This window comes from Lysobacter luteus (assembly GCF_907164845.1).
GTDB classification, from domain to species: domain Bacteria; phylum Pseudomonadota; class Gammaproteobacteria; order Xanthomonadales; family Xanthomonadaceae; genus Novilysobacter; species Novilysobacter luteus.
In genome coordinates this window covers 1,267,060-1,287,302 of the sequence record NZ_OU015430.1, presented here as the reverse complement: position 1 = coordinate 1,287,302, position 20,243 = coordinate 1,267,060, and the positions used below count along the sequence as shown (strand labels likewise).

Below are 20,243 nucleotides of genomic sequence, written 5' to 3'. Positions count from 1 at the left end.
CGGATGGCCACCCGAATGGCGACCAAATCCACCGTGGTCAAGGCCGAGTTGCAGGTCAGCGACATGGACCGGCACTACTACGCCACCCACAACCTCACCCTCGCCCAGCACCCTTCGGAGACCGACGAGCGGCTGATGGTGCGGCTGCTGGCGTTCGCCCTGCATGCGGACGACCGGCTCGAGTTCGGCCGCGGCCTCAGCGACGAGGACGAGCCGGCACTGTGGAAGCGCGACTACACCGGGGAGATCGAGCTGTGGATCGACCTGGGCAATCCGGACGAAACCCGCATCAAGAAGGCCTGCGCGCGTGCCCGGCAGGTCGTGGTGGTGAACTACGGCGGGCGTGCCTCCGACCTCTGGTGGGACCGCATCGCCAATTCACTGACACGGCTGAAGAACCTCACCGTGATCGACATCCCGGGCGACGTCGTGGACGCGATGGCCGCGATCGGCGAACGCGGGATGCGGCTCAACGCGCTGGTCCAGGATGGCGAGCTGCAACTGATGGGCGAACGCGGCAACGTGTCGCTGCGCCCGGACGTGCGGATGGCTGCCACCGGCTGAGCCGGTCCGCGAGGTGGCCGTGACCGAACACTCCGACGTCATCGTCATCGGCGCCGGCGCCGCCGGGCTGATGTGCGCACTCACTGCCGGCCAGCGTGGTCGCCGCGTGCTCGTGGTCGAGCACGCCAACAAGGTCGGCAAGAAGATCCTGATGTCCGGCGGCGGGCGCTGCAATTTCACCAACACCGGCACCACGCCCGACAACTACCTGTCGGCGAACCCGCACTTCTGCAAGTCGGCGCTGGCGCGCTACACGCCGTGGGACTTCATCGCGATGGTGGAGCGCCACGGCATCGCGTACCACGAGAAGGAACTCGGGCAGCTGTTCTGCGATGTCTCGTCCAAGCTCATCGTCAAGATGCTCCTGGACGAATGCGCCGCCGCGGGTGTGCGCATCGAGACCCACTGCAGTGTCGAACGCGTCGTGCACGGCGACGACGGCGGCTACCGCCTGCACACCACCCGCGGCACGTTCACTGCCCCGGCCCTGGTGGTCGCCAGCGGCGGCCTGTCGATACCCAGCATGGGCGCCAGCGGTTTCGGCTACGAGCTGGCGCGGCAGTTCGGCCACGCGGTGCTGCCGACCCGCGCCGGACTGGTGCCGTTGACCCTCAGCGGCAAGCACCAGGAGCGGCTGGCCGACCTGAGCGGCGTCGCCTTCCCGGTCACCGCACGCTGCAACGGCCAAGCCTTCAGCAACTTCATGCTGGTCACGCACCGCGGCGTCAGTGGGCCGTCCATCCTGCAGATCTCGTCGTACTGGCAACCCGGTGACGACCTCCGGCTGGACCTGCTGCCTGGCGTCGACGCGCTGGACCGGCTGCAGGCACTGCAGCGCGAACGGCCCGCGGCCGAGTTGCGCACCGTGCTCGGCGAGCTGCTGCCCAAGCGCTTCGCCCAGCGGTTCGGTGAGGTCTGGCTGGCACACCTGCAGCCGAACCGGCCGATGCGCCAGTTCACCCTGCCGCAGCTGCGCGACGTCGCGTCGCTGCTCGGCGACTGGCCCCTGGTGGCGAGCGGCACCGAGGGCTATCGCACCGCCGAGGTCACCCTGGGGGGCGTGGACACCGACGGTGTTTCATCGAGCACGATGCAGTCGCGCCACGTGCCTGGCCTGTACTTCATCGGCGAAGTGCTGGACGTGACCGGCTGGCTGGGCGGCTACAACTTCCAGTGGGCCTGGGCATCGGGCCACGCGGCCGGGATGGCGGTCTAGCCCGTCGTCACGACAGGATCCGCTCGATCTCCTCCAACGGCGTGTTGGTCAGCGTCTTGGGGATCTCGGCACGCAGGCGATCCTGGACCTCCTTGTGCAACAACGGCCGCATCTCGCCGAGGGTCTTCTCGTCGGCCACCAGGACCAGGTCGCGGTACTGCTGCTTGAGCGCGCCGTCGTTGAGCCGAAGCGCAAGCTGCTTGGCGAACGTCGCCTTGTCGATGCGGAAGCCGTCGGAGCCGTCGGGCATCGAACCGGCCGGGCCGTCGTCGTTCATGTTCATCAGCTCCAGCAGGTCGTACTGGTGCAAAGAGAGCCGCTGCCCGTCCCCGCGGTTGCGGAACACACGGGCGCCTTCGCCGTCGGCGACGATGACCAGGGCTTCGTTGGGAATCTGCATGGGTGGCCTCCTTTTTCCCCACGCTAGTGCCGGCGCCGTTACGCATGCGTGTAACCACGCAACACCGTGATGCCCGGCCGCATAGGGGTTCCGTTAACCTCACGCTATCATCGTCCGGAACCCTTCCATGTCCCGTTGCCTTCCCCGCCTGCGCCGATCCCTGCTGATTGCGGCCGCCGCGCTGTCACTGGTGCTCTGCGCGTGCGCGCCTGAAGCGCCACCGGCGGGCGGGCGCGTCGCCGAGCTGCAACGCGTCGACGTCGTCACGGGTGACGGCGCCCTCGCAACGCCGGGAGACCAGGTCACCGTGCACTACACCGGCTGGCTCTACGACGAGGACGCACCGGAGCAGCGGGGCGACAAGTTCGACAGCTCGCTCGACCGTAGCGAGCCGTTCACGTTCCTGCTCGGCGCTGGGCGGGTGATCCGCGGCTGGGACGACGGTGTCGCCGGGATGCGCGTGGGCGGCCGCCGCGTACTGATGATCCCGCCGGAGTACGGCTACGGGCGCAAGGGCGCCGGTGGCGTGATCCCACCCGGCGCGTCTCTGGTGTTCGAGGTCGAGCTGCTCGACGTCGAGGCACGCTGACGGCCTCGGCTGTTGTAGGAGCGGCTTCAGCCGCGACCGGATAGTTACGCCATGCTCCAATCCGGTCGCGGCTGAAGCCGCTCCTACGCCGTCAGAACGGCCGGGGCCAGCCAAGCATTGGCGCCAGCAGCCAGTACAGGCCGAACAGCACGACGCCCCACATCACCAGCTTGAGCGCGAACCCGGCCACCTTGATGGCCAGCCACACGCCCAGCACGACCAGGGCGATGCCGAGCCAGCTCACGCGTCATCCCCGTTGGAGGCGGCGTCATCGTCCACCGGTTCCAACCGCAGGTGATGGAAGTCGAAGCTGAAGTCGGTCAGCGGTGAAATCGCCTCCATCCGCGCGGCGCGCACGTCGCCATCGGGGCCGAGGTCGAACGTCAGGAACGCGTCGGCGTTGAGCCAGCGCTCGTCCCAGCGCACCACGAACGTGTCGTGCTGCCAGTGCGACAGGGTGCCGACCAGCGCCGGGCTGCGGGTGAACCGGATCCGCAGTGCGTCGCCGTTGCGTGCCACCACGACGTCGCCGTACCAGGGGTCCCGGTAGGTCGCCGCGTAGCCGTCCAAGGCCAGCGATGGCGACGAATCGGCAACGCGCGCAGCCTGGTGCTTGCGCCAGTCCTCGTCGGCCTCCTCCTGCGCATTGCCACGTGCGGCCAGGTAGGCGGCGGTCCAATCGGTCGGCGCCTCGCCCAGCATCGCGTCCAGTGCACGCATCGTCACCGCGTTGAACGCGCCGCCGACCTCCGCACTGGTGAGCACGATGACCCCCAGCTCATGCCCGGGCACCAGCGTGATGCGCGAGTAGAAGCCCGGCCAGCCGCCGGTGTGCCAGACCAGCCGCTCGCCACGGTAGTCGGAGACATTCCAGCCCTGGGCGTAGCCGCGGAAGTTCGGTGCGGCCGCTGCAAGCTCTGGCACCGTGGATGGCTTGCCCAGCGGAATCGGCGTGAGCACGTTCCACATGTCGCGCTGCTGCGCCTCGTCGAAGAGCCGGCGCACATGCGCGCCCTCGCCTTCCACCACGCCCTGGTCGAGCTGCAGGCGCACCCAGCGGGTCAGGTCGTGCGCGCTCGAGTACAGCCCGCCCGCGCCCGACACGTTGCCCCACGCCATGCGCGGCGCGGCGACCAGCTTGGTGAAGTCGGCCTTGGAGTAACCGGTGGCGACGTTGTCACCGGGACGCAGGTGGTCGCTGTTGAAGCGGGTTTCGTCCATGCCGAGCGGGTCGAGGATTCGCTCGCGCAAGAACGCTTCGAAACGCTGTCCACTGGCGGCCTCGACCACCAGCTGGGCGACGCCGAAAAGGATGTTGTCGTAGGCGTACTGCTCGCGGAAACCGCCTTCGATCGGCACCTCGGCCAGTCGCCGGGCGACCTCCTCGGTGGTGTAGTCGGTGCCGGGCCAGTACAGCAGGTCGCCAGCGCCAAGCGCGAGCCCGCTGCGGTGGGCGAGCAGATCGCGGATGCGCATCTCGCGGGTGATGTACGGGTCGGACATGCGGAACCACGGCAGGTGGTCGATCACCCGGTCGTCCATCGCCAGCCGACCGTCACCGGCCAGGATCTGCAGTGCGGTGGCGGTGAATGCCTTGGTGTTCGAGGCGATCGCGAACATCGTGTGCGCATCCACCGGCTCGCGGCTAGCAAGGTCCTTCACGCCATAGCCGCGCTCGAGCACCACCTCGCCATCCTTGACGATGGCTACCGCGATGCCGGGCACGTCGAACTGCGTGCGGACGTTCTCGACGTAGGCATCGAAACCCTGCAACGGGTCGGCCACCGGGGCATCCGCGCGGACTTCGGCCGTCGGCAGGGTCTGCGCGGCCGCGACGCCGGCAAGCGAGAGGGACAGCAGCAGCGCGGCCAGGGTCGTCGGCAGGCGGATGGCGTTGGGCATTGGATGGCTCCCTAGGCGAAGCGCCGACATTACCGCAGCCCGTCCGTCGTACGCGCGTGCGATCCTTTGCCGCTGCCCGCCCGCACTGCCCCGCACCTCCGACACCATGCCCGAAACCCCTTCCCTGCTCCCCGGCATCGCCATCATCGGCGGCGGACCGGCCGGCCTCATGGCCGCCGAGGTCGCGCGCGCCGCCGGCGTCGAGGTCGACCTGTTCGAGGGAAAGGGCTCGGTCGGGCGCAAGTTCCTGATCGCCGGCAAGGGCGGGCTCAACCTCACCCATGCCGAACCGCGCCCTGTGTTCGACCAGCGCTACCGCGAGCGGAGCGCGGACGTGGCCGGCTGGCTGGACGACTTCGACGGCGATGCCCTGCGCGAATGGGCACGCGGCCTCGGGGTCGACACGTACGTGGGCAGCTCCGACCGGGTGTTCCCGATGGACCGCAAGGCGGCGCCCCTGCTGCGAGGCTGGGTGCGCCGCCTGCGCGAACAGGGCGTGCGGTTCCATGTGCACCATCGCTGGATCGGCTGGGAACCCGGCGAAGCAAGGGGCTCGTCGACGCCGGTGCCGCTGCGTTTCGACACGCCGGACGGTCTGGTCCAATTCAAGGCGCCGGCCACCGTCCTCGCGCTGGGCGGCGCCAGCTGGCCGCAGCTCGGCTCCGACGGGGCCTGGGCGCCGTTGCTTTCACGCCGCGACGTCGACGTCGCACCGCTGCAGCCCTCCAACTGCGGCTTCGACATCGACTGGAGCGAACATTTCGCCAGCCGTCATGCCGGCGCACCGGTGAAACCCGTGGTGGCGCACTGGTCGGACGGCACTGGTTGGCACGCGCTGCAGGGCGAATGCGTGGCCACCGCAACCGGCATCGAGGGCAGCCTGGTCTACGCGCTGTCGGCACCGCTGCGCGAGGCGATCGAGCGTGACGGGCAGACGACGCTGTGGCTGGATATCGCACCGGGCCGTGACCTCGCGCGGTTGCAACGCGACCTGGCCCGGCCCCGCGGTGGCCGCAGCGCGAGTGAGCACCTGCGTCGGCAGACCGGCCTCACCGGGGTAAAGGCCGCGCTGCTGCACGAGGTGCTGGGTCGCGGCGGGCTGGACGATCCGGCGCGCGTCGCCGGGACGATCAAGCGGCTGCCGCTGGTGCTACGGCGCCCGCGCCCGGTCGCGGAGGCGATCAGCAGCGCCGGCGGCGTCCGACTGGAAGCGATGGACGATGCCCTGATGTTGCGCGCCCTGCCTGGCGTGTTCGCCGCCGGCGAGATGCTGGACTGGGAGGCCCCGACCGGTGGATACCTGCTGACCGCGTGCTTTGCCAGTGGCCGGCGCGCGGGGCTTGGGGCGGTGGAATGGCTACGAGGGTACGGGGCGGACTGAACGCGCGACACCCCCCAACGGTAGGAGCGGCTTCAGCGGCGGTCCTGAAACCGGTACGCGCGCCAAGCATTCGATCGCGGCTGAAGCCGCTCCTACAGGACGCCTGGGTCAGCTGCCGGATGGCCCCGCCAGGTCGTCGAGGATCGGGCAGTCGGGACGATCGTCGCCGTGGCAGCGGTGCGCCAGCTCCAGCAGCGTGCGCTGCATCGCCTGCATTTCCTCGATCCGATGCCCCAGGTCGTCGGCGTGCGCCTGGGCCATGCGCTTGACCTCGGCGCTGGCGCGCTCGCGGTCATCCCACAGCCCCAGCAATACCTCGATCTGCTTCACCGAGAAGCCGAGCGTCCGGCTGCGCTTGATGAAGCGCAATCGGTGCAGGTCCTTGTCGGAGTAGATGCGGTAGCCGGCAAAAGTGCGGCTCGCCGGCGGGATCAGGCCGATCGCCTCGTAATGGCGGATCATCTTGGCGCTGACGCCGCTCAGTCGCGCGGCATCGCCGATGTTGTGCAGGCCATCGGCCAGTGCCTCGGCCAGTTCCGGTCGCGCGGGGTTGGCCATCAGTTCTCCTCCGATGCGCGGGGCGTCCAGCGGCGCAGCAGCAGGGTGTTGGCCACCACGCTGACGCTCGACAGCGCCATCGCCGCACCCGCCACCACCGGGTTGAGCAGCCCGGCCGCGGCCAGCGGCAGGCCGACGACGTTGTAGACGAACGCCCAGAACAGGTTCTGCCGGATCTTGCCACTGGTGCGGCGGGAGATGGCGATCGCGTCGGCCACCAGGCGCGGGTCCGGCCGCATCAGGGTGATCCCAGCCGCATGCATGGCGACGTCGCTGCCACTGCCCATCGCAATGCCGATATCGGCGGCCGACAGCGCGGGGGCATCGTTGATGCCGTCACCGACCATCGCCACCCGGCCGTGCGCTTTGAGCGCCTGTACCGCGTCGACCTTGTCGGCAGGAAGCACCTCGGCGCGCACGTCATCGATGCCGAGCGCGTCGGCCACCGCCTGCGCCGCGCCCCGGTTGTCGCCGGAGATCATCGCGGTGCGGATGCCGAGGCGGTGCAGGGTCGCGATGGCTGCCTTGGCCTCCGCCCGCGGGGCGTCGCGGAAGGCCAGCAAACCCAGCACCTGCACGCTGTCGCCGGTCCGCTCGGCCAGCCACGACACGCTGTGGCCACGGGCGGCCAAGGCGTCGCTCTCGGCCCGCAGCGCGGGTGCGGATGCAAGGGCGCCCTCCTGCTCCATCCAGCGCGTGCTACCGAGCAACAACTGGGTGCCCTCGACGTCGCCCACCACGCCGCGCCCCGCCACCGCGCGGGTGTCGCTCGACGACGGCAACGCCATGCCGGTGGCCGCCTCGCGGACCGCGGCGGCCAGCGGATGCTCGCTGCCGGCCTGCAGCGCCGCGGCCAACCTCAAAAGCGCCGCGTCGTCGCCGTCGACCGCGACGTACCGGGCCAGCGTCGGACGCCCCTCCGTCAGGGTCCCGGTCTTGTCGAACGCGACCACGTCGACCGCCCGAGCGGTCTCCAGCACCTCGGCGTCCTTGATCAGGATGCCGGCGCGCGCGGCCACGCCGGTGCCGGCCATGATCGCGGTCGGCGTGGCCAGACCCAGCGCGCAGGGGCAGGCAATCACCAGCACCGCTACCGCGTGCAGGATGGCGTCGTTCCAGTCACCGCCGATGAAGCCCCAGCCCAGCAGCGTCAGCAGCGCGATTGCGACCACCACCGGCACGAAGACCGCGCTCACCCGGTCGACCAGCCGCTGGATCGGCGCCTTCTTCGCCTGCGCGTCCTCGACCAGCCGGATGATCCGCGCAAGCGCCGTCTCGGCACCGACCGCGGTGGTGCGCAGCAGCAGCCGGCCCTCGGCGTTGAGCGCACCGCCGGTGACGGCATCCCCCGGCTCCTTGGCCACAGGCAACGACTCGCCGGTGATCAGTGATTCGTCGGCGTGGCTGCGGCCTTCCACCACCACCGCGTCTACCGGGAACCGCTCGCCGGGGCGCACGGCGACCTGGTCGCCCACCACCACTTCAGCCAGGGGCAGCTCCCGCTCGATGCCGTCGCGCACGACGCGGGCGGTGGCGGGGCGCAGTGCCTGCAATGCGCGGATCGCCTCGGTGGTCTGGCGCTTGGCCCGCGCCTCCAGCCATTTGCCCAGCAGCACCAGGGTGATGACAACAGCCGACGCCTCGAAGTACAGGTGTCCACTACCCGACAGCAAATGGAAGAGGCTCAGGCCGTACCCCGCGCTGGTGCCCAGGGCGACCAGCAGGTCCATGTTTCCGGTGCCGGCCTTCAGCGCCGACCAGCCACCGCGATAGAAGCGCGCGCCCAGCCAGAACTGCACGGGGGTGGCCAGTGCGAACTGCACCCAGCCGGGGAGCATCCAGTCCACGCCGAACGGCATGAGCAGCATCGGCAGCAGCAGCGGCGCCGACAGCGCGATCGCGATGAGCAGATGGCGAAGCTCGCGCGACTTCCGCGCGGTCGGCGACGCAACCGCACCGCCGGCAGCCGGGGCCCCGGTGTCCGAGGCGATGGGGGTAGCGGCATCAGCGGGCACCGTGGCGCGATAGCCCGCGCCGGTAACGGCGGCGACCAGGTCCGACTCGAGCCGGTCGCGACCGGTTGCGCGGACACTGGCCCGCTCGGTCGCGAGGTTGACGCTCGCTTCCCGAACCCCGGGCACCGCCGCCAGCGCTTTCTCCACGCGGCCGGCGCACGACGCACAGGTCATTCCCTCGATATCGAGCCGTACTTCGCGCTCGGGTGCGGCGGTCGGGGCGTTCATGGCGGACTCCTGGAAGGCTCAGGCCATGATGCTCCACCTTCCCATCATTGGAGGGTCAACCCGTGGCCATCGCCTCGTCGCCGTCGCCGTCGATCAGCGGCTCCAGCGCCGGGTCCAGCGCCACCCGGCCGTCGAACACGAAACAGCGGCCGTCGTAGCCGAACCCGCCGACCTGCTCGAAGTAGCCGAGGATCCCACCGTCAAGCTGCAACAGGTTGTCCATGCCATCGGCCTGCAGGTGCAGCGCGGCCTTTTCGCAGCGGATGCCACCGGTGCAGAAGCTGACCACGGTGGCGTCGGCCAGTTCGTCACGATGCGGGACCAGCGCCGCCGGCAGCTCGGTGAAGTTGTCGATCGGCAGGGTGAGCGCGCCCACAAAGCTGCCGTGGCCCACCTCCTCGCGGTTGCGGGTATCGAGCAGGACCAGCCGTCGTCCGTTGTCGTCGCAGCCCTGCCCGATCCAGCGCGCAAGGTCCGCCGGCGCCACGGTCGGCGCGCGTCCCTGCAGCGGCGAGGCATCGGCGCGGCGGAAGCTGATCAGCTCGGGCTTGACCTTGACCTTGAGCCGCTGGAACGGCTGGGCCCGACTGTAACTCTCCTTCACCACGAGGCCGGCAAACCGGGGCTCGGCCCGCAGCCAGTCCACCCAGGTGCGGACCGCTTCGCCAGCGCCGGCCAGGAACAGGTTGATGCCCTCCCCCGCCACCAGCACGGTGCCCAGCAGGCCCGCCGCGACGGCGCGCGCACGGGCTTCTTCGGCCAGCGCCTGCGGGTTGTCGACAGCGGTGAAATGGTAGGCGGCAACGTTGAGGATCATCGGCGGATTTTACCGGCGTGCGCCGCGGAAGGCCGCCTTCTCGCCGTGTGTATGCGACCGGCGCTAGCGTGGGTGCATACCCGTCACGCATACCGGAGGCCACGCCGCATGAAAGTCCTGCTCAACACCGACAACCACGTCCAGGGTGACGAAGCGCTCGCGCAGCACGTCGAACAGGTCGTCACCGACGCCCTCCAGCGCTTCGGGGACCAGGTGTCGCGGGTCGAGGTCCACTTGGCGGACACCAACGGTGGCAAGTCGGGCGACAACGACAAGCACTGCACGATGGAAGCGCGGCTGGAAGGCCGGCCACCGGCGACGGTAACCGCCGAGGCCCCCACCATGCGCGGCGCGATCGGCGGCGCGAGCAGGAAGCTGCAGCGGCTTCTGGAAAGCTCGCTGGGCAAACTCGCCGGCTATTGATCCGGCTGCGGACCGGGTCAGGTGCCGCCGCCCGGATCCTTCGGCAGCGGTACGCCCGGATTGCGCTCGCGCCACACGGCAAGCGCCTTTGCGTATCGCTCCAGCGCCTCGTCGTGCACGTCATAAATGCAACGGACGCAGCCCTCGCCGCAGCAATCGTTGGGGTCGGGCTCTTCCGGGCGACGGGGTGGCGGGTCGTGGCTTTGCGCGGCCTCCGGCGACGTGCCCTCCGGGAACGATGCGATCATCGCGGCAGCTGGGAACGGGCCCACGCGACGATCTGCCCGCTGCCCATCGCACCGGACTGGCGCCCCAGCTCCCGACCCCGGTGAAGCAGCACCATCGTCGGAATGCTGCGGATGCCAAAACGCGCACCCAGGCCGGGCTCGGCCTCGGTGTCGACCTTCGCCAGACGGATACCGGGCTCCAACGCCGCGGCGGCCGCCTCGAATTGCGGCGCCATTGTCCTGCACGGCCCGCACCAGGGCGCCCAGAAGTCCACCAGCACCGGCACCCCGCCGCGCACCGCATGACGGTCGAAGTCGGTGGCGGTGAGCGCGAGCGGCGCCCCGGTGAACAACACGCCGTGGCAACGACCGCAGGTCGGGGACTGCCCGAGACGCTCGGGGGGCACGCGGTTCATCGCTGCGCACTGGGGACATGGAACCAGCAAGGGATCGCTGCTCATCGGAATCTCCATGGGAATGCCGCCAGCGTGCCAGACATCGCCATCGTCAGTCCCTCGCAGGGTGGGCTACCCGGCACAACACGGGCCGCCACCGGCTACCGGCGACGGCCCGCACGCCCACATGGTGAAACGGGATCAGTTGGTCTCGACGTCGTCATCGACCTCGGTGCCGTCCGGAGCCAGCAGGTACCACTCGCCCCAGTCGTCGGTCACGTCATGTCCGCTGGCGACCTGGGCAGCCGTGTCGCGCGTGTAGTAGTACAGCGGATGGCCGTTGTAGGTCAGCTGGGTCGTGCCGTCGGCGCGCTCGACGGTACCGAGTAGCCCGGCCTTCAGGTCGCCATCCACCCCGGGCGTTGTGTCACCCGCGATGACCGGTGGCCACAGTTCCAGGCACGGACCGGTGCAGGTGCTGCCATCGGTGTCGCCCTCGAGGAAATAGATCGCGCGGCCGTCGTCGTCGGTCAGGTACGGTCCCGGCGCGCCGGTGGTGCTGACCATCAACGTGGTCGGGGCGACGATGGCGCCGGCGTCAGCCATGGTGCCAGGGTCGCTGTTGGGGTCCATGTCGCCGCCCAGGGCGGTCGAGTCATCGGGCATGGTGTCGGCCGGCATGGTGTCGTCCATCGTGTCCGGCATGGTTGTGTCGGGCGTGGTGGCGCCCAAGGTGTCATCGGTTTCGACGTTGTTGTCGCAGCCTGCCAGCCCGATGGCCAGCAGCGCGGCGGCAAGGGTGGACATCTGGTAGTTGCGCATGGGATGTCTCCGTGGGGGGCGGATGCCCGTTGTGCCCCTATCCATAAAGCGCGCCGGGTAAATAACAGGTCAGGTGGATGTACGCGGATCGTGATCTGGAAAGCGCGATAACTGCCCCGGGCCTTCGCAGGCCCGATCTGGCGGGCCTTCCATCGGATTCAGTGACTGCACCCCCAGCTGAACCCCGACCTCAGGAATCCCGCGGCTGGGCGACCGGCAGCCGCCAACCGTGGCGGATCGCCATGTAACGCAGGCCGAAACACAGTGCGGCGCCGACGGCTACCGCCGGCATTGCCGGCCAACCGAGCCAGTGCCCGGCCACGACGGTGGCGGCCCCGGCCATCGCGGCGACGGCGTACAGCTCGGCCTGGAAGATCACCGGCGTGCGCGCTACCAGCACATCGCGCGCGATGCCGCCACCAATGCCGGTGAGCATCCCGAGCAACGTGGCCGCAATGGGCCCCAGCCCGAAGTCGATCGCCTTGAGCGCGCCGCTGACCGCGAACAGCGCCAGCCCCATCGCGTCGAATACCTGCACCGGGTTGCGCAGCCGCTCGATGTCGGCGAACCAGCGGAACGTAAGCAGCCCCGCCAGGCACGCCACCACCAGGTAGCTCCAGTTGACCAGCGCCACGGGCGGGGTGGCGCCGATCAGCAGATCGCGCATGATGCCGCCGCTGGTGGCGGCCGCGAACGACAGCACAAGCACGCCGAACAGGTCGAGCCGGTTGCGCACGCCCACGGTCGCCCCGGAGATGGCGAAGACGAAGGTGCCCAGCAGGTCGAGGGCGATCAGCAGGGTGTCCAAGCGGCACGCCCGTGTGTGGAAGGCCCCACAGGATGCGATCGCGGCCCGGGCGCGGCAACTCCCGGGCCGCGATCGGTGCCGCGACGCGCGGCTACATCATCGCCAGCTCGTTGTTGGTCAGGGTGCGGTTGTACTGGTCGCGCAGACGCACCTTGCGCTCCAGGTCGGAGACGATGTGGCCGCTGAAGTCGACCCCGGTGAGCTCCTCGGCCATGTTGATCCCGCCCGGCGTGTCGACGTTGATCTCCATCATCTTGTCGCCAACGATGTCCAGCCCGGCCAGGTACATGCCGTCGCGCATCAGCTTGGGCGCGACGATCTCGGCAAGGCGCAGTGCGTCCTCGTCGGGCACTGCCATGTCGATCTTGCCGCCGGCGGTGATGTTGCTGCGCGCGTCGCCGCTGTCGTTGTAGCGACGGAAGCAGGCGTACTTGCCATCCACGCACAACGGCCGGCCATTGAGCGTCAGCAGGCGCAGGTCGCCGTCCACCGCCTTGGGCAGGTACTCCTGCACGATCGCATAGCCATCGCGGGTCACCGCCTCGATCATCTGGTTGAGGTTGGCGCCGCTGTCGGGGGTCACCACGAACACACTCTGCCCCCCCGACCCCTGCAGTGGCTTGATCACGCCGTAGCCGTCGTGGGACTGGATGAACGACTTGATCTCGTCGGCATCCAGGGTGATGCAGGTGACCGGCCTGACCTCCTCGGGGAAATGCTGGAAGTAGGTCTTGTTGGACGCGTCGGTCAGGTGGGTGGGGTCGTTGAGCACGATGACGTGCTTGAGCGCGGCCAGCTGGGCGAACAGCAGGCCGCTGTTGGGCGCCCACGGCCGCTCGACGACCTCCTCGGCCGGATCGCTGCGCAGCATCAGCACGTCCAGGTCCTCAACCGAGATCCGGTGGATCTCGGCGTCGGGGCCCTGCAGGTCAGCCAGCAGCGCGTCGTCGTCGGCATAGTGCGATTCGCGCGGCACGTGCGCACGGGCACGCACGGTGCCGTTGGCGTCGTAGATGAAATCGCCCAGTCCGATCAGGGCGACCTGATGCCCGCGGTTCACCGCGGTGCGCGCGAGGCGGATGGTGGTGTAGTTGTTCTTCTCGGTCGCAACGTCGTTGACGACGAAGCCGAGCTTGATCGGCGCGGAGGTGGCGGATGCGGCGTTCATGCGGTTTCCTTCGGTGCGGGCACACGTGCCACGTTGTGGGGTTCGCTGTGGAACAGGTGCTCCACCGGCGTGCGGCGGCAGCGTTCAAGCCGCACGGCGGCGTCGGCGGCGGTGCTGTAGCGCGGCAACAGGTCGGGCTCCACGACCCAGCCCTCCTCGATCAGCTGGTCGAGCACGACCCGGTGCGAGAGAGCGAACTTGCCGGTGAAAAGCGTCTCGAAGTCGCCCCCGTCGGCCAGGTACTCGACCAGGTCGCGCAGGCCGCTGAGGTACACCGCGTCCTTGGTGAGCCCGCCACCGCGCCGCGCCCGCACGGCCACGTCGAACGCATCCTCGGTCGGCAGCCCGTGGGTGTTGTGCAACAGGTCGAAGATGGCCGGTACGTCCTCGCCGTGGATGGCCATGTCGGTGGCGACCACCCGCGCGGCCAGTACGCGCAGGCGCTCGCCCGGCAGGTAGCCGGCCAGGTATTCGCCCAGCACGCCCAGGCCTTCCTGCAGCGGATCGTAGTGTGCGAGGCCCACGCGCAGCTGCTGCAACGCCTGGCGGCTCCCGTTGTGGCGGGTCACCAGGTGGGTACCGATCTCATGCTGGATCAGCGGCTGCACGCGCGCGCGCGGCAGGCGGATGTCGCCATCGATGAAGAACTTGCCGTGCGAGACCATCATCAACGAGTTCAGGTCGGCATCGACAACGACCTCCGCGAAGAAGTCCGGCGACTGTTCGCGGTACCACGCCAACTCGTCCTCGACCGCGGCGAGCACCTCGTCGATCCCGGCCTCGGCCTCCAGCGGGACACTCGGTCCGACGGTGTCGAGGATCCGCCGTGCCAGCTCCAGCAGCCGTGGCTCGACGCCGCCGAACAGGTCCAGGCTGGCGTTGATGAAGCCATCGGTATCGCGCAGCCGTACCAGCTCGATCTGCCGGTCGAGTTCGCGCTGCTTCTCCGATAGCAGGCCCGAGAGCAATGGCGACTCCACCTCCTCCACCGGCAGCGCCAGCAAGCGTTCGCGAACGGCGTGCAGGTCGAGGTCGGGGTCGATGTACTGGAACGGCGGCACCCGCGTGCGACCACTCGCCTCGAACTCCGCCCACAACGCATCGTTGTGGATCGGCGACAGCGCCAGCAACCAGTCGACCTCGCCGTCCATGCTGGCCAGGTGCGCGTCCACCTGGGCCGCCACCGGCGGCAGCGGGCGGGCGGTGCATTCGTCCGGCCGTGCGCTCACCGGCATGCGAGGAACTCGCCGCGGACGGCGTCCACCGCGTCCTGCAACCCCGCGCGGAACTGCTCCACCACGGCGATGTCGGCCTGCGCGGTCCACTCGTCCATGTAGATCTTCTTGTACTCCAGCGAGATCGCGCAGACGCGTTCGCCGTAGGTGGAGTACAGCCACTCCGGGAAATGGCCTCCGCCCTCGTAGCGGACGTTCTCGCGCACATCGGGTCGGCGACCCCCGACCTCGTGCCCGCGCAAGACTTCGGCGAAGCGGTCCGCCACCCGGCCCCAGCGGCGCGGGTCAAGGGTGGTGACGCCCAGGTCGATGTCGGGATTGCGATGCGGCTCGGCCGGCTCGGCGTCCGCGCCGTCGCGACGATGGTTGTAGCTGTGGATGTCCAGCAACAGCACGCAGCCCCAGCGCTCGATCATCTCGTCCATGAGCGAACCGACCATCGCGTAGAAGCGATCGTGGATGGCCAGGGACCGTTCCAGCTCGGCGTCCGGCAGCGGCCCCTTCCACACCTGCAAGCCCCAGGTGTCGGCGGGGTTGGTGGAAATGGCCTTGGCGCGCGGACGGTTGAGGTCGACCTCGAAGCGCGAGGTGCGCACCGTCAGGCGGACGTCGCCGACGACCGCGAGCATGCCGGTCAGCGGGTCCTCGTCGCGGCGGCGCTCTTCCTCGCTGAAGGCCAGGTACGGCAGCAGCGAGTCACGCATGGCGTGGCCATCGTGGATGGCCGTGGCCACCACGGGGCCGTCACCCAGCACCAGGTCCCAGTCGTCGGAAGGTTGTTCGAGGACGAGTTGTTCGTCGCGGGAGAAGAACTGCGGCGAGGATTCTTGGAGGCTCTGCATGGCGACGATGCTCCCATCGCCCGCATGGAGAGTCCGTGATTGGACTGCGGCGGGTCCGGAGGCGCCGAGCCGGGTCAGTCGCCACCGAGCAGGTCGAGCGGATCGCCCTTGGGCGCTTCCTGGCGGGCTTCGGGCAGCTTCTCGATGCGCCGCGCCTTGTAGCGGGCCACCGCTTCGCGCGCCAATTGTGTGCGCAGCTCGTCGGACACAAGGAACTCCGGGCCGAACACCTGCGTCATCAACGTACCGATGGCCTGCGCCGTAGCGAGTTGGTCGGCATCGGGCGGCTGCTCGGTCGCAAGCAACCGTTGCAGCGTGCGACGCGCCACTTCCAGCCCGCTCGCGATGGTGATCTCGTGCGCGGCCGCATCGGTCGGGTCACGCCGCAACACCTGCTCGGCCGCCGCGAGCGCATCGACGTGGCGGCCCTGGGACTCCCGGATGCGGGCCATCTCGAGCCACGGTTCCTTGCTTGCACGGTCGAGGGTGGCCGCGGTGCCCAGCGCAACGACCGCCGCATCGGCCTGGCCGGCCTCCAGGTGCGCACGGGCGATCGCCATCGACGCGCCAAAATCCGGGGCATCCTGGTCAGGGTTCAAAGTGGCGCAGCCGGCTACCGCCACGGCGAGCGAAGCAGCGAGCAACGCGCGACGCGCGCCTCCGGGTCCGACGATTGCGGTCAGGGTCATCAAACGGCTCCTTGCGCTGCGAGCGCGAAACGTAGACGGCGCAAGGTGCACGCGAAATAAACGGCGTACCCCCAGGCACCGGACCCCCAGTCAGGTGAACGGGGATTGTCGCGCAGATCAGCCACGCGCGCCGGATGCGCGGGGTTGCGGCGCGGCGGCGGGTTTCCTAGGCTGGGCGGGTTACATGCCATCCGCGCCGTGGGTTGACCGGCGTATTCCACCCCCCTTTTGTTACCAGTGAGGTTTCCCATGGAGATCGCCGATGGGCGCGTCGCCGCCATCCATTACACCCTGACCAACGACGCCGGCGAGGTCATCGACAAGTCCGCCGCCGACGCGCCGCTGAGCTACCTGCAGGGCGCGGGCAACATCATCCCGGGCCTGGAGCAGGCGCTTGCCGGGCGCAAGACCGGCGACAGCCTGACCGCCGACATCGCTCCCGAGCAGGGCTACGGCCCGCGCCACGACGGCCTGATCCAGGTCGTGCCGCGCAGCGCGTTCGAGGGTGTCGATTCGGTGCAGCCGGGCATGCAGTTCGAAGCGCGCACGGCCCAGGGCCCGCTGATGGTCACCGTGACCAAGGTCGACACCGAAGAGGTGACGGTCGACGGCAACCACCCGCTGGCCGGCCAGAACCTGCATTTCGACGTCCAGGTCGCCGACGTGCGCGAGGCGTCGGAAGCCGAGTTGAACCAGGGGCACGTCGACGCCGCCTGATCCGGGCGACGTTGCGATGCACTGGAAAGCCCGCGGCGACGCGGGCTTTTTGCTGCGTGGTGGTCAGACCACCTGTGCCATCACCGAGATGTAGTGGCAGACGCTGCCGGCCACCACGAACAGGTGCCACACCGCGTGCGAATAGCGCAGCGACGGCCGGTGGTAGAAGAATGTTCCCAGCGTGTAGCAGGCGCCACCGGCCAGCAGCCAGCCGAGTGTCCAGCCATCGAGCGCGTCCAGCAGCGGCTTGATCGCCACCAGCACCAGCCAGCCCATCGCGATGTACAGCAGGGTCGACAGCAGCCGGAACCGGCCGGTGTAGAACAGCTTGAACACCACGCCGGCGATCGCCAGCGCCCAGATCCCCGCGAACAGCCCCCAGCCCCAGGGCCCGCGCAGGCCGATCAGGGTGAACGGCGTGTAGGTGCCTGCTATCAGCAGGTAGATCGCGCAGTGGTCCAGCACCTTCAGCCGCGCCTTGGCGATCGGGTCCGACACCGAGTGGTACAGCGTCGACGCCAGGTAGAGCAGCAGCAGGCAGACGCCGAAGACGATCGCTCCGGCCAGCTGCCAGCCGTCGCCGAACACCGCCGCGAGCGTGATGAGCACCGCGCCGCCGGCCAGCGCCGCGACCGCCCCGAGGCCATGCGTCAGTGCATTGGCGAGTTCCTCGCCGACATCGTTCACGGTCACGGCTCCTTCGGTACGGGGGCGCATGGTGCAATCCTAACCCTGCCCGGGCGGCGAGGCGCCAGTCGCAGCGGACGGCGTGATGTTCATCGCAGGTTGCTCCCGCGCGCGGGTGCGTGTCCTAGACTGCGGTGACTGTCGTCGGCCCTTGCCGCGACGCCCGCCGAGAGGATCCGATGCGCGCCCGAATGCTCCCGCTCCTGCTGTTCTGCGTGGCGCTGTGCGCGTGCAATCAGACGCCGCCGGTCGAGGAACCGGTGATCATCGAGGCCACCAGTGGTGACGGCGAGACCAACTACGGCGCGGTCTCGGTCGACGAGCCGCCGGTCCCCGAGCCCCCTGCGGACCTGGCGACCACCACCGACTGGCCCGAGGCGATGCTGGAATCGGGCGAGGCGAGGATCAGCTGCGAAGTCGACTACGAAACTTCGGGTGACGGCGCGACCCTGTCCGACCTGGGTTTCGAGCCGATGTCGGAGACGATGGCGCCCTGCCAGGAGACTGGCGTCCTGCGGCTGAGCTACTCGGGCAAGGTCGCGACCGATTTCGTCACGCTGGTGGAGCGCGTCGGGGTGATGGCCGATCGGATGGGTCTTCGCAACCGCATCCTGGACATCGATTCGAGCGGCGGCCAGGTGGAAGCCGCGATCCGGGCCGGCGACCTTATCGCCGAGGCCGGCTGGACCATCTGGGTGCGCGAGGATGCGGTCTGCCACAGCTCGTGCGTGCTGGTGCTGGCCGGCGGCGACAACCGCCTGATCTCCGGCAAGGTCGGCGTGCACCGGATCATCCGCCTGCAGTCGGGCGCGACGTCGCGCGCGGAGCTCAGCCAGGAACTGCAGGAGGTCCACGCCAACATCGAGCAGTACCTGGCCCGCAACGGCGGCGCGGTGGCCCTCGCGGACATGATGATGACGGTGCCCAACCGCAGCCTTCGCCTGCTCACGACCCACGAGCTGGAGGAGTTCGGCATCGTCGGCATCAATGCTGCGCAGGACGACCTCGACCGCATCCGCCTCGCGCGCAAGTGCGGTGAGGACTTCGTGCGTCGCCGCGACAACTTCTTCCGCAGTTTCGACCGCAAGTGCGCGCGCCAGGACGAGAACCTGGACGCGATGAACACCTGCGGGCTGGAGCTGCGCGAGCGGTTCGGCTTCCCGGACGGCAAGTGCCGGTTGGACAGTCCATTCTCGGAGTTCGACCAGGCCATCCACGCCTCGACCTCGCAAGCCTCCGACGCCGACGCGGACAGCACGCCCGCCGGTTGAGCGGGCGTGCGGAGCCTGGCTACTCGTCCGCGGCAGTCGTCCCGGCTGCCTCGCCGGCTACGGGCTTGCCGTCAGCTCCCACCAGGTGCCATTGGCCGTACTTGTCGCGGACGTTCATGCCGTTGGTACGACCCGCACCCACGTCGCCCGCGTACCGGTAGAGCGGGTGGCCGTCGTAGGTGACCTGGACGGACCCGTCGCCGCGGTTGATGGTCCCCAGCATCGTCGCGTCGACTCCGTCGCCGGCGCTCGGCGCCACTTCGGCGGCGAGGGCCGGTGGCCAGGCTTCGATGCAGTGGTCGACGCAGCCGCTGCCGTCGGCATCGCCTTCCAGGAAGTACAGCGCGCTCCCGGCTCCGTTCACCAAGTACGGACTCGACGCCCCGGCGGTCGCGGCGGAGACCGTGTTGGCGTCGGGGCGGTCGACGCCGCTCTGCGTCGCCACCTGGCCGGTGCCTTCTACAGTCCCGCCGGCGGTGCTGTCCGGCCCGGTGCCGGGCGGCGTCGCGGGTCCACGCTCGTCGCCGGGGATGTCGTCAGCGGCGGCCTGCTGGACATCGTCGGCATCGACGTGGTCGGCCGCGTCCTGCGCGCACCCGGCGAGCATCGAAAGCACAAGCGCGATTCCCGCCACGCTGGCACGGCCGGCACGGAAACGGGTGTTCGGCGATGGGGTCGGTTTCACCGCTGCTCCTTTGGCCTTGAGGCCTTTGTCATGGATCAGACGATCAATAGGCGCTGCGGCGTTAAGCGAGGGTTCCCGGTTCGTGCAGTGGACGTGATGCCGCGTTTGACAGCGGGGTAACACCGGCCGGCGTAGTTTCGCGCTTGTCAGGAACGCGAAGCAAAGGGCTGAGGTCCGGCGCGAGCGTCCTGGCACGGAAGGCTCAGACGGCGCTCGTTCCTTGTCCGCCTCTGGGCCTTCTTCATGTCGGAACTTTCCACGTCCACGCTCTCACCCGGCGTCGACGCGGCTCCGGCAACTATCGACCCACCCTTACCAGGAGTCGCGACATGACCCGATTGATCAAGAAGAGCGCTGTACTGGCCGTTGCCCTGGCGTCGACGTTCGCGCTGGCGGCGTGCGACGTCGACCAGACGCAGGAAGGCGAGCTGCCGGACGTGGACGTGGAAGTCCAGGACCCGGGCCAGGTGCCCAAGTACGACGTCGACGCCCCGGACGTGGATGTCGGCACCAAGGACGTCACCGTGCCGGTGCCGGACGTCGACGTGGAGCCGGCGGACGAGGACGAGAACGACGACCCGAATACCTGATCCGGGCATTCGAC

The 20,243-nt window shown here is 69.3% G+C and carries 24 protein-coding genes; 8 read left to right on the top strand and 16 right to left on the bottom strand.

What is annotated here, in order from left to right:
* Nucleotides 1–15 precede the first annotated feature (15 nt).
* Both KOD61_RS06045 and KOD61_RS06040 read left to right on the top strand, forming a co-directional pair.
* Nucleotides 16–564 (top strand): YaeQ family protein, encoded by a 549-nt coding sequence (locus KOD61_RS06045; protein ID WP_215220132.1) that lies wholly within the window; start codon nucleotides 16–18, stop codon nucleotides 562–564.
* Nucleotides 565–634: 70 nt separating this feature from the next.
* Nucleotides 635–1,780 carry a BaiN/RdsA family NAD(P)/FAD-dependent oxidoreductase gene (locus KOD61_RS06040; protein ID WP_215220309.1) on the top strand — a complete coding sequence of 382 codons (1,146 nt, stop codon included), beginning with the start codon at nucleotides 635–637 and terminating at the stop codon, nucleotides 1,778–1,780.
* Nucleotides 1,781–1,787: 7 nt separating this feature from the next.
* On the opposite strand, the gene KOD61_RS06035 is transcribed toward KOD61_RS06040, so the two are convergent.
* Nucleotides 1,788–2,180 carry a host attachment family protein gene (locus KOD61_RS06035; protein ID WP_215220131.1) on the bottom strand — a complete coding sequence of 131 codons (393 nt, stop codon included), beginning with the start codon at nucleotides 2,178–2,180 and terminating at the stop codon, nucleotides 1,788–1,790.
* A gap of 127 nt (nucleotides 2,181–2,307) precedes the next feature.
* Between KOD61_RS06035 and KOD61_RS06030 the strand changes: the two genes are divergently transcribed.
* Nucleotides 2,308–2,769, top strand: coding sequence for an FKBP-type peptidyl-prolyl cis-trans isomerase (locus KOD61_RS06030; protein WP_215220130.1), 462 nt, complete (start codon nucleotides 2,308–2,310; stop codon nucleotides 2,767–2,769).
* A 91-nt stretch (nucleotides 2,770–2,860) separates the two neighbouring features.
* Here the strand turns inward: KOD61_RS06030 and KOD61_RS06025 are convergent, their stop codons facing one another.
* On the bottom strand, nucleotides 2,861–3,013 hold the full coding sequence (locus KOD61_RS06025; RefSeq protein ID WP_215220129.1) for a hypothetical protein: 153 nt from the start codon (nucleotides 3,011–3,013) through the stop codon (nucleotides 2,861–2,863).
* Complete coding sequence (locus tag KOD61_RS06020; protein WP_215220128.1) at nucleotides 3,010–4,671, bottom strand: serine hydrolase; 1,662 nt, start codon at nucleotides 4,669–4,671, stop codon at nucleotides 3,010–3,012. Before KOD61_RS06020 ends, KOD61_RS06025 begins: the two co-directional genes overlap by 4 nt.
* Nucleotides 4,672–4,777: 106 nt before the next feature.
* On the opposite strand from KOD61_RS06020, the gene KOD61_RS06015 reads away from it, so the two are divergent.
* The gene (locus tag KOD61_RS06015; RefSeq protein WP_215220127.1) at nucleotides 4,778–6,052 is read left to right on the top strand and encodes a TIGR03862 family flavoprotein; all 1,275 of its coding nucleotides are present in this window, start codon (nucleotides 4,778–4,780) and stop codon (nucleotides 6,050–6,052) included.
* Nucleotides 6,053–6,160: 108 nt separating this feature from the next.
* Here KOD61_RS06015 and cueR read toward each other — a convergent pair whose 3' ends face one another.
* The 3 genes from cueR to KOD61_RS06000 are packed head-to-tail and all read right to left on the bottom strand — an operon-like array spanning nucleotide 6,161 to nucleotide 9,670.
* A complete protein-coding gene (gene cueR / locus KOD61_RS06010) occupies nucleotides 6,161–6,610 on the bottom strand; it encodes a Cu(I)-responsive transcriptional regulator (RefSeq protein ID WP_215220126.1) in 450 nt (149 codons plus the stop codon).
* Nucleotides 6,610–8,853, bottom strand: a complete 2,244-nt coding sequence (locus KOD61_RS06005; protein WP_215220125.1) for a heavy metal translocating P-type ATPase — start codon at nucleotides 8,851–8,853, stop codon at nucleotides 6,610–6,612. Before KOD61_RS06005 ends, cueR begins: the two co-directional genes overlap by 1 nt.
* Nucleotides 8,854–8,908: 55 nt before the next feature.
* Nucleotides 8,909–9,670 carry a sulfurtransferase gene (locus KOD61_RS06000; RefSeq protein WP_215220124.1) on the bottom strand — a complete coding sequence of 254 codons (762 nt, stop codon included), beginning with the start codon at nucleotides 9,668–9,670 and terminating at the stop codon, nucleotides 8,909–8,911.
* Nucleotides 9,671–9,778: 108 nt separating this feature from the next.
* Between KOD61_RS06000 and KOD61_RS05995 the strand changes: the two genes are divergently transcribed.
* Nucleotides 9,779–10,093 (top strand): HPF/RaiA family ribosome-associated protein, encoded by a 315-nt coding sequence (locus KOD61_RS05995; protein ID WP_215220123.1) that lies wholly within the window; start codon nucleotides 9,779–9,781, stop codon nucleotides 10,091–10,093.
* Between the two features lie 17 nt (nucleotides 10,094–10,110).
* Here KOD61_RS05995 and KOD61_RS05990 read toward each other — a convergent pair whose 3' ends face one another.
* The 8 genes from KOD61_RS05990 to KOD61_RS05955 all read right to left on the bottom strand — a co-directional run bounded on the left by KOD61_RS05990 (nucleotide 10,111) and on the right by KOD61_RS05955 (nucleotide 16,279).
* Nucleotides 10,111–10,341: an oxidoreductase-like domain-containing protein gene (locus KOD61_RS05990; RefSeq protein WP_215220122.1), complete on the bottom strand. Its 231-nt coding sequence runs from the start codon at nucleotides 10,339–10,341 to the stop codon at nucleotides 10,111–10,113.
* A complete protein-coding gene (trxC, locus tag KOD61_RS05985; protein ID WP_215220121.1) occupies nucleotides 10,338–10,781 on the bottom strand; it encodes a thioredoxin TrxC in 444 nt (147 codons plus the stop codon). The genes KOD61_RS05990 and trxC overlap by 4 nt, the downstream gene beginning before the upstream one ends.
* Before the next feature lie 135 nt (nucleotides 10,782–10,916).
* On the bottom strand, nucleotides 10,917–11,537 hold the full coding sequence (locus KOD61_RS05980; protein ID WP_215220120.1) for a COG4315 family predicted lipoprotein: 621 nt from the start codon (nucleotides 11,535–11,537) through the stop codon (nucleotides 10,917–10,919).
* Nucleotides 11,538–11,727: 190 nt separating this feature from the next.
* Nucleotides 11,728–12,345, bottom strand: coding sequence for a trimeric intracellular cation channel family protein (locus KOD61_RS05975; RefSeq protein ID WP_215220119.1), 618 nt, complete (start codon nucleotides 12,343–12,345; stop codon nucleotides 11,728–11,730).
* Nucleotides 12,346–12,436: 91 nt separating this feature from the next.
* A complete protein-coding gene (locus KOD61_RS05970; protein ID WP_215220118.1) occupies nucleotides 12,437–13,513 on the bottom strand; it encodes an ATP-grasp domain-containing protein in 1,077 nt (358 codons plus the stop codon).
* Nucleotides 13,510–14,748, bottom strand: a complete 1,239-nt coding sequence (locus KOD61_RS05965) for a flavohemoglobin expression-modulating QEGLA motif protein (protein ID WP_215220117.1) — start codon at nucleotides 14,746–14,748, stop codon at nucleotides 13,510–13,512. Before KOD61_RS05965 ends, KOD61_RS05970 begins: the two co-directional genes overlap by 4 nt.
* Nucleotides 14,739–15,590: an N-formylglutamate amidohydrolase gene (locus KOD61_RS05960; protein WP_215220116.1), complete on the bottom strand. Its 852-nt coding sequence runs from the start codon at nucleotides 15,588–15,590 to the stop codon at nucleotides 14,739–14,741. Before KOD61_RS05960 ends, KOD61_RS05965 begins: the two co-directional genes overlap by 10 nt.
* 74 nt (nucleotides 15,591–15,664) lie before the next feature.
* The gene (locus KOD61_RS05955) at nucleotides 15,665–16,279 is read right to left on the bottom strand and encodes a tetratricopeptide repeat protein (RefSeq protein WP_215220115.1); all 615 of its coding nucleotides are present in this window, start codon (nucleotides 16,277–16,279) and stop codon (nucleotides 15,665–15,667) included.
* A 249-nt stretch (nucleotides 16,280–16,528) separates the two neighbouring features.
* On the opposite strand from KOD61_RS05955, the gene KOD61_RS05950 reads away from it, so the two are divergent.
* Nucleotides 16,529–16,996, top strand: a complete 468-nt coding sequence (locus KOD61_RS05950) for an FKBP-type peptidyl-prolyl cis-trans isomerase (protein WP_215220114.1) — start codon at nucleotides 16,529–16,531, stop codon at nucleotides 16,994–16,996.
* 63 nt (nucleotides 16,997–17,059) lie between these two features.
* On the opposite strand, the gene trhA is transcribed toward KOD61_RS05950, so the two are convergent.
* Nucleotides 17,060–17,713 carry a PAQR family membrane homeostasis protein TrhA gene (trhA, locus tag KOD61_RS05945; protein WP_215220113.1) on the bottom strand — a complete coding sequence of 218 codons (654 nt, stop codon included), beginning with the start codon at nucleotides 17,711–17,713 and terminating at the stop codon, nucleotides 17,060–17,062.
* 161 nt (nucleotides 17,714–17,874) lie between these two features.
* On the opposite strand from trhA, the gene KOD61_RS05940 reads away from it, so the two are divergent.
* Nucleotides 17,875–18,954 carry a COG3904 family protein gene (locus tag KOD61_RS05940; protein WP_251370674.1) on the top strand — a complete coding sequence of 360 codons (1,080 nt, stop codon included), beginning with the start codon at nucleotides 17,875–17,877 and terminating at the stop codon, nucleotides 18,952–18,954.
* Between the two features lie 19 nt (nucleotides 18,955–18,973).
* Here the strand turns inward: KOD61_RS05940 and KOD61_RS05935 are convergent, their stop codons facing one another.
* A complete protein-coding gene (locus KOD61_RS05935) occupies nucleotides 18,974–19,639 on the bottom strand; it encodes a COG4315 family predicted lipoprotein (protein ID WP_215220111.1) in 666 nt (221 codons plus the stop codon).
* A gap of 329 nt (nucleotides 19,640–19,968) precedes the next feature.
* Here KOD61_RS05935 and KOD61_RS05930 point away from each other — a divergent pair, with 329 nt between their 5' ends.
* Nucleotides 19,969–20,229 (top strand): hypothetical protein, encoded by a 261-nt coding sequence (locus tag KOD61_RS05930; protein ID WP_215220110.1) that lies wholly within the window; start codon nucleotides 19,969–19,971, stop codon nucleotides 20,227–20,229.
* Nucleotides 20,230–20,243: the final 14 nt, after the last annotated feature.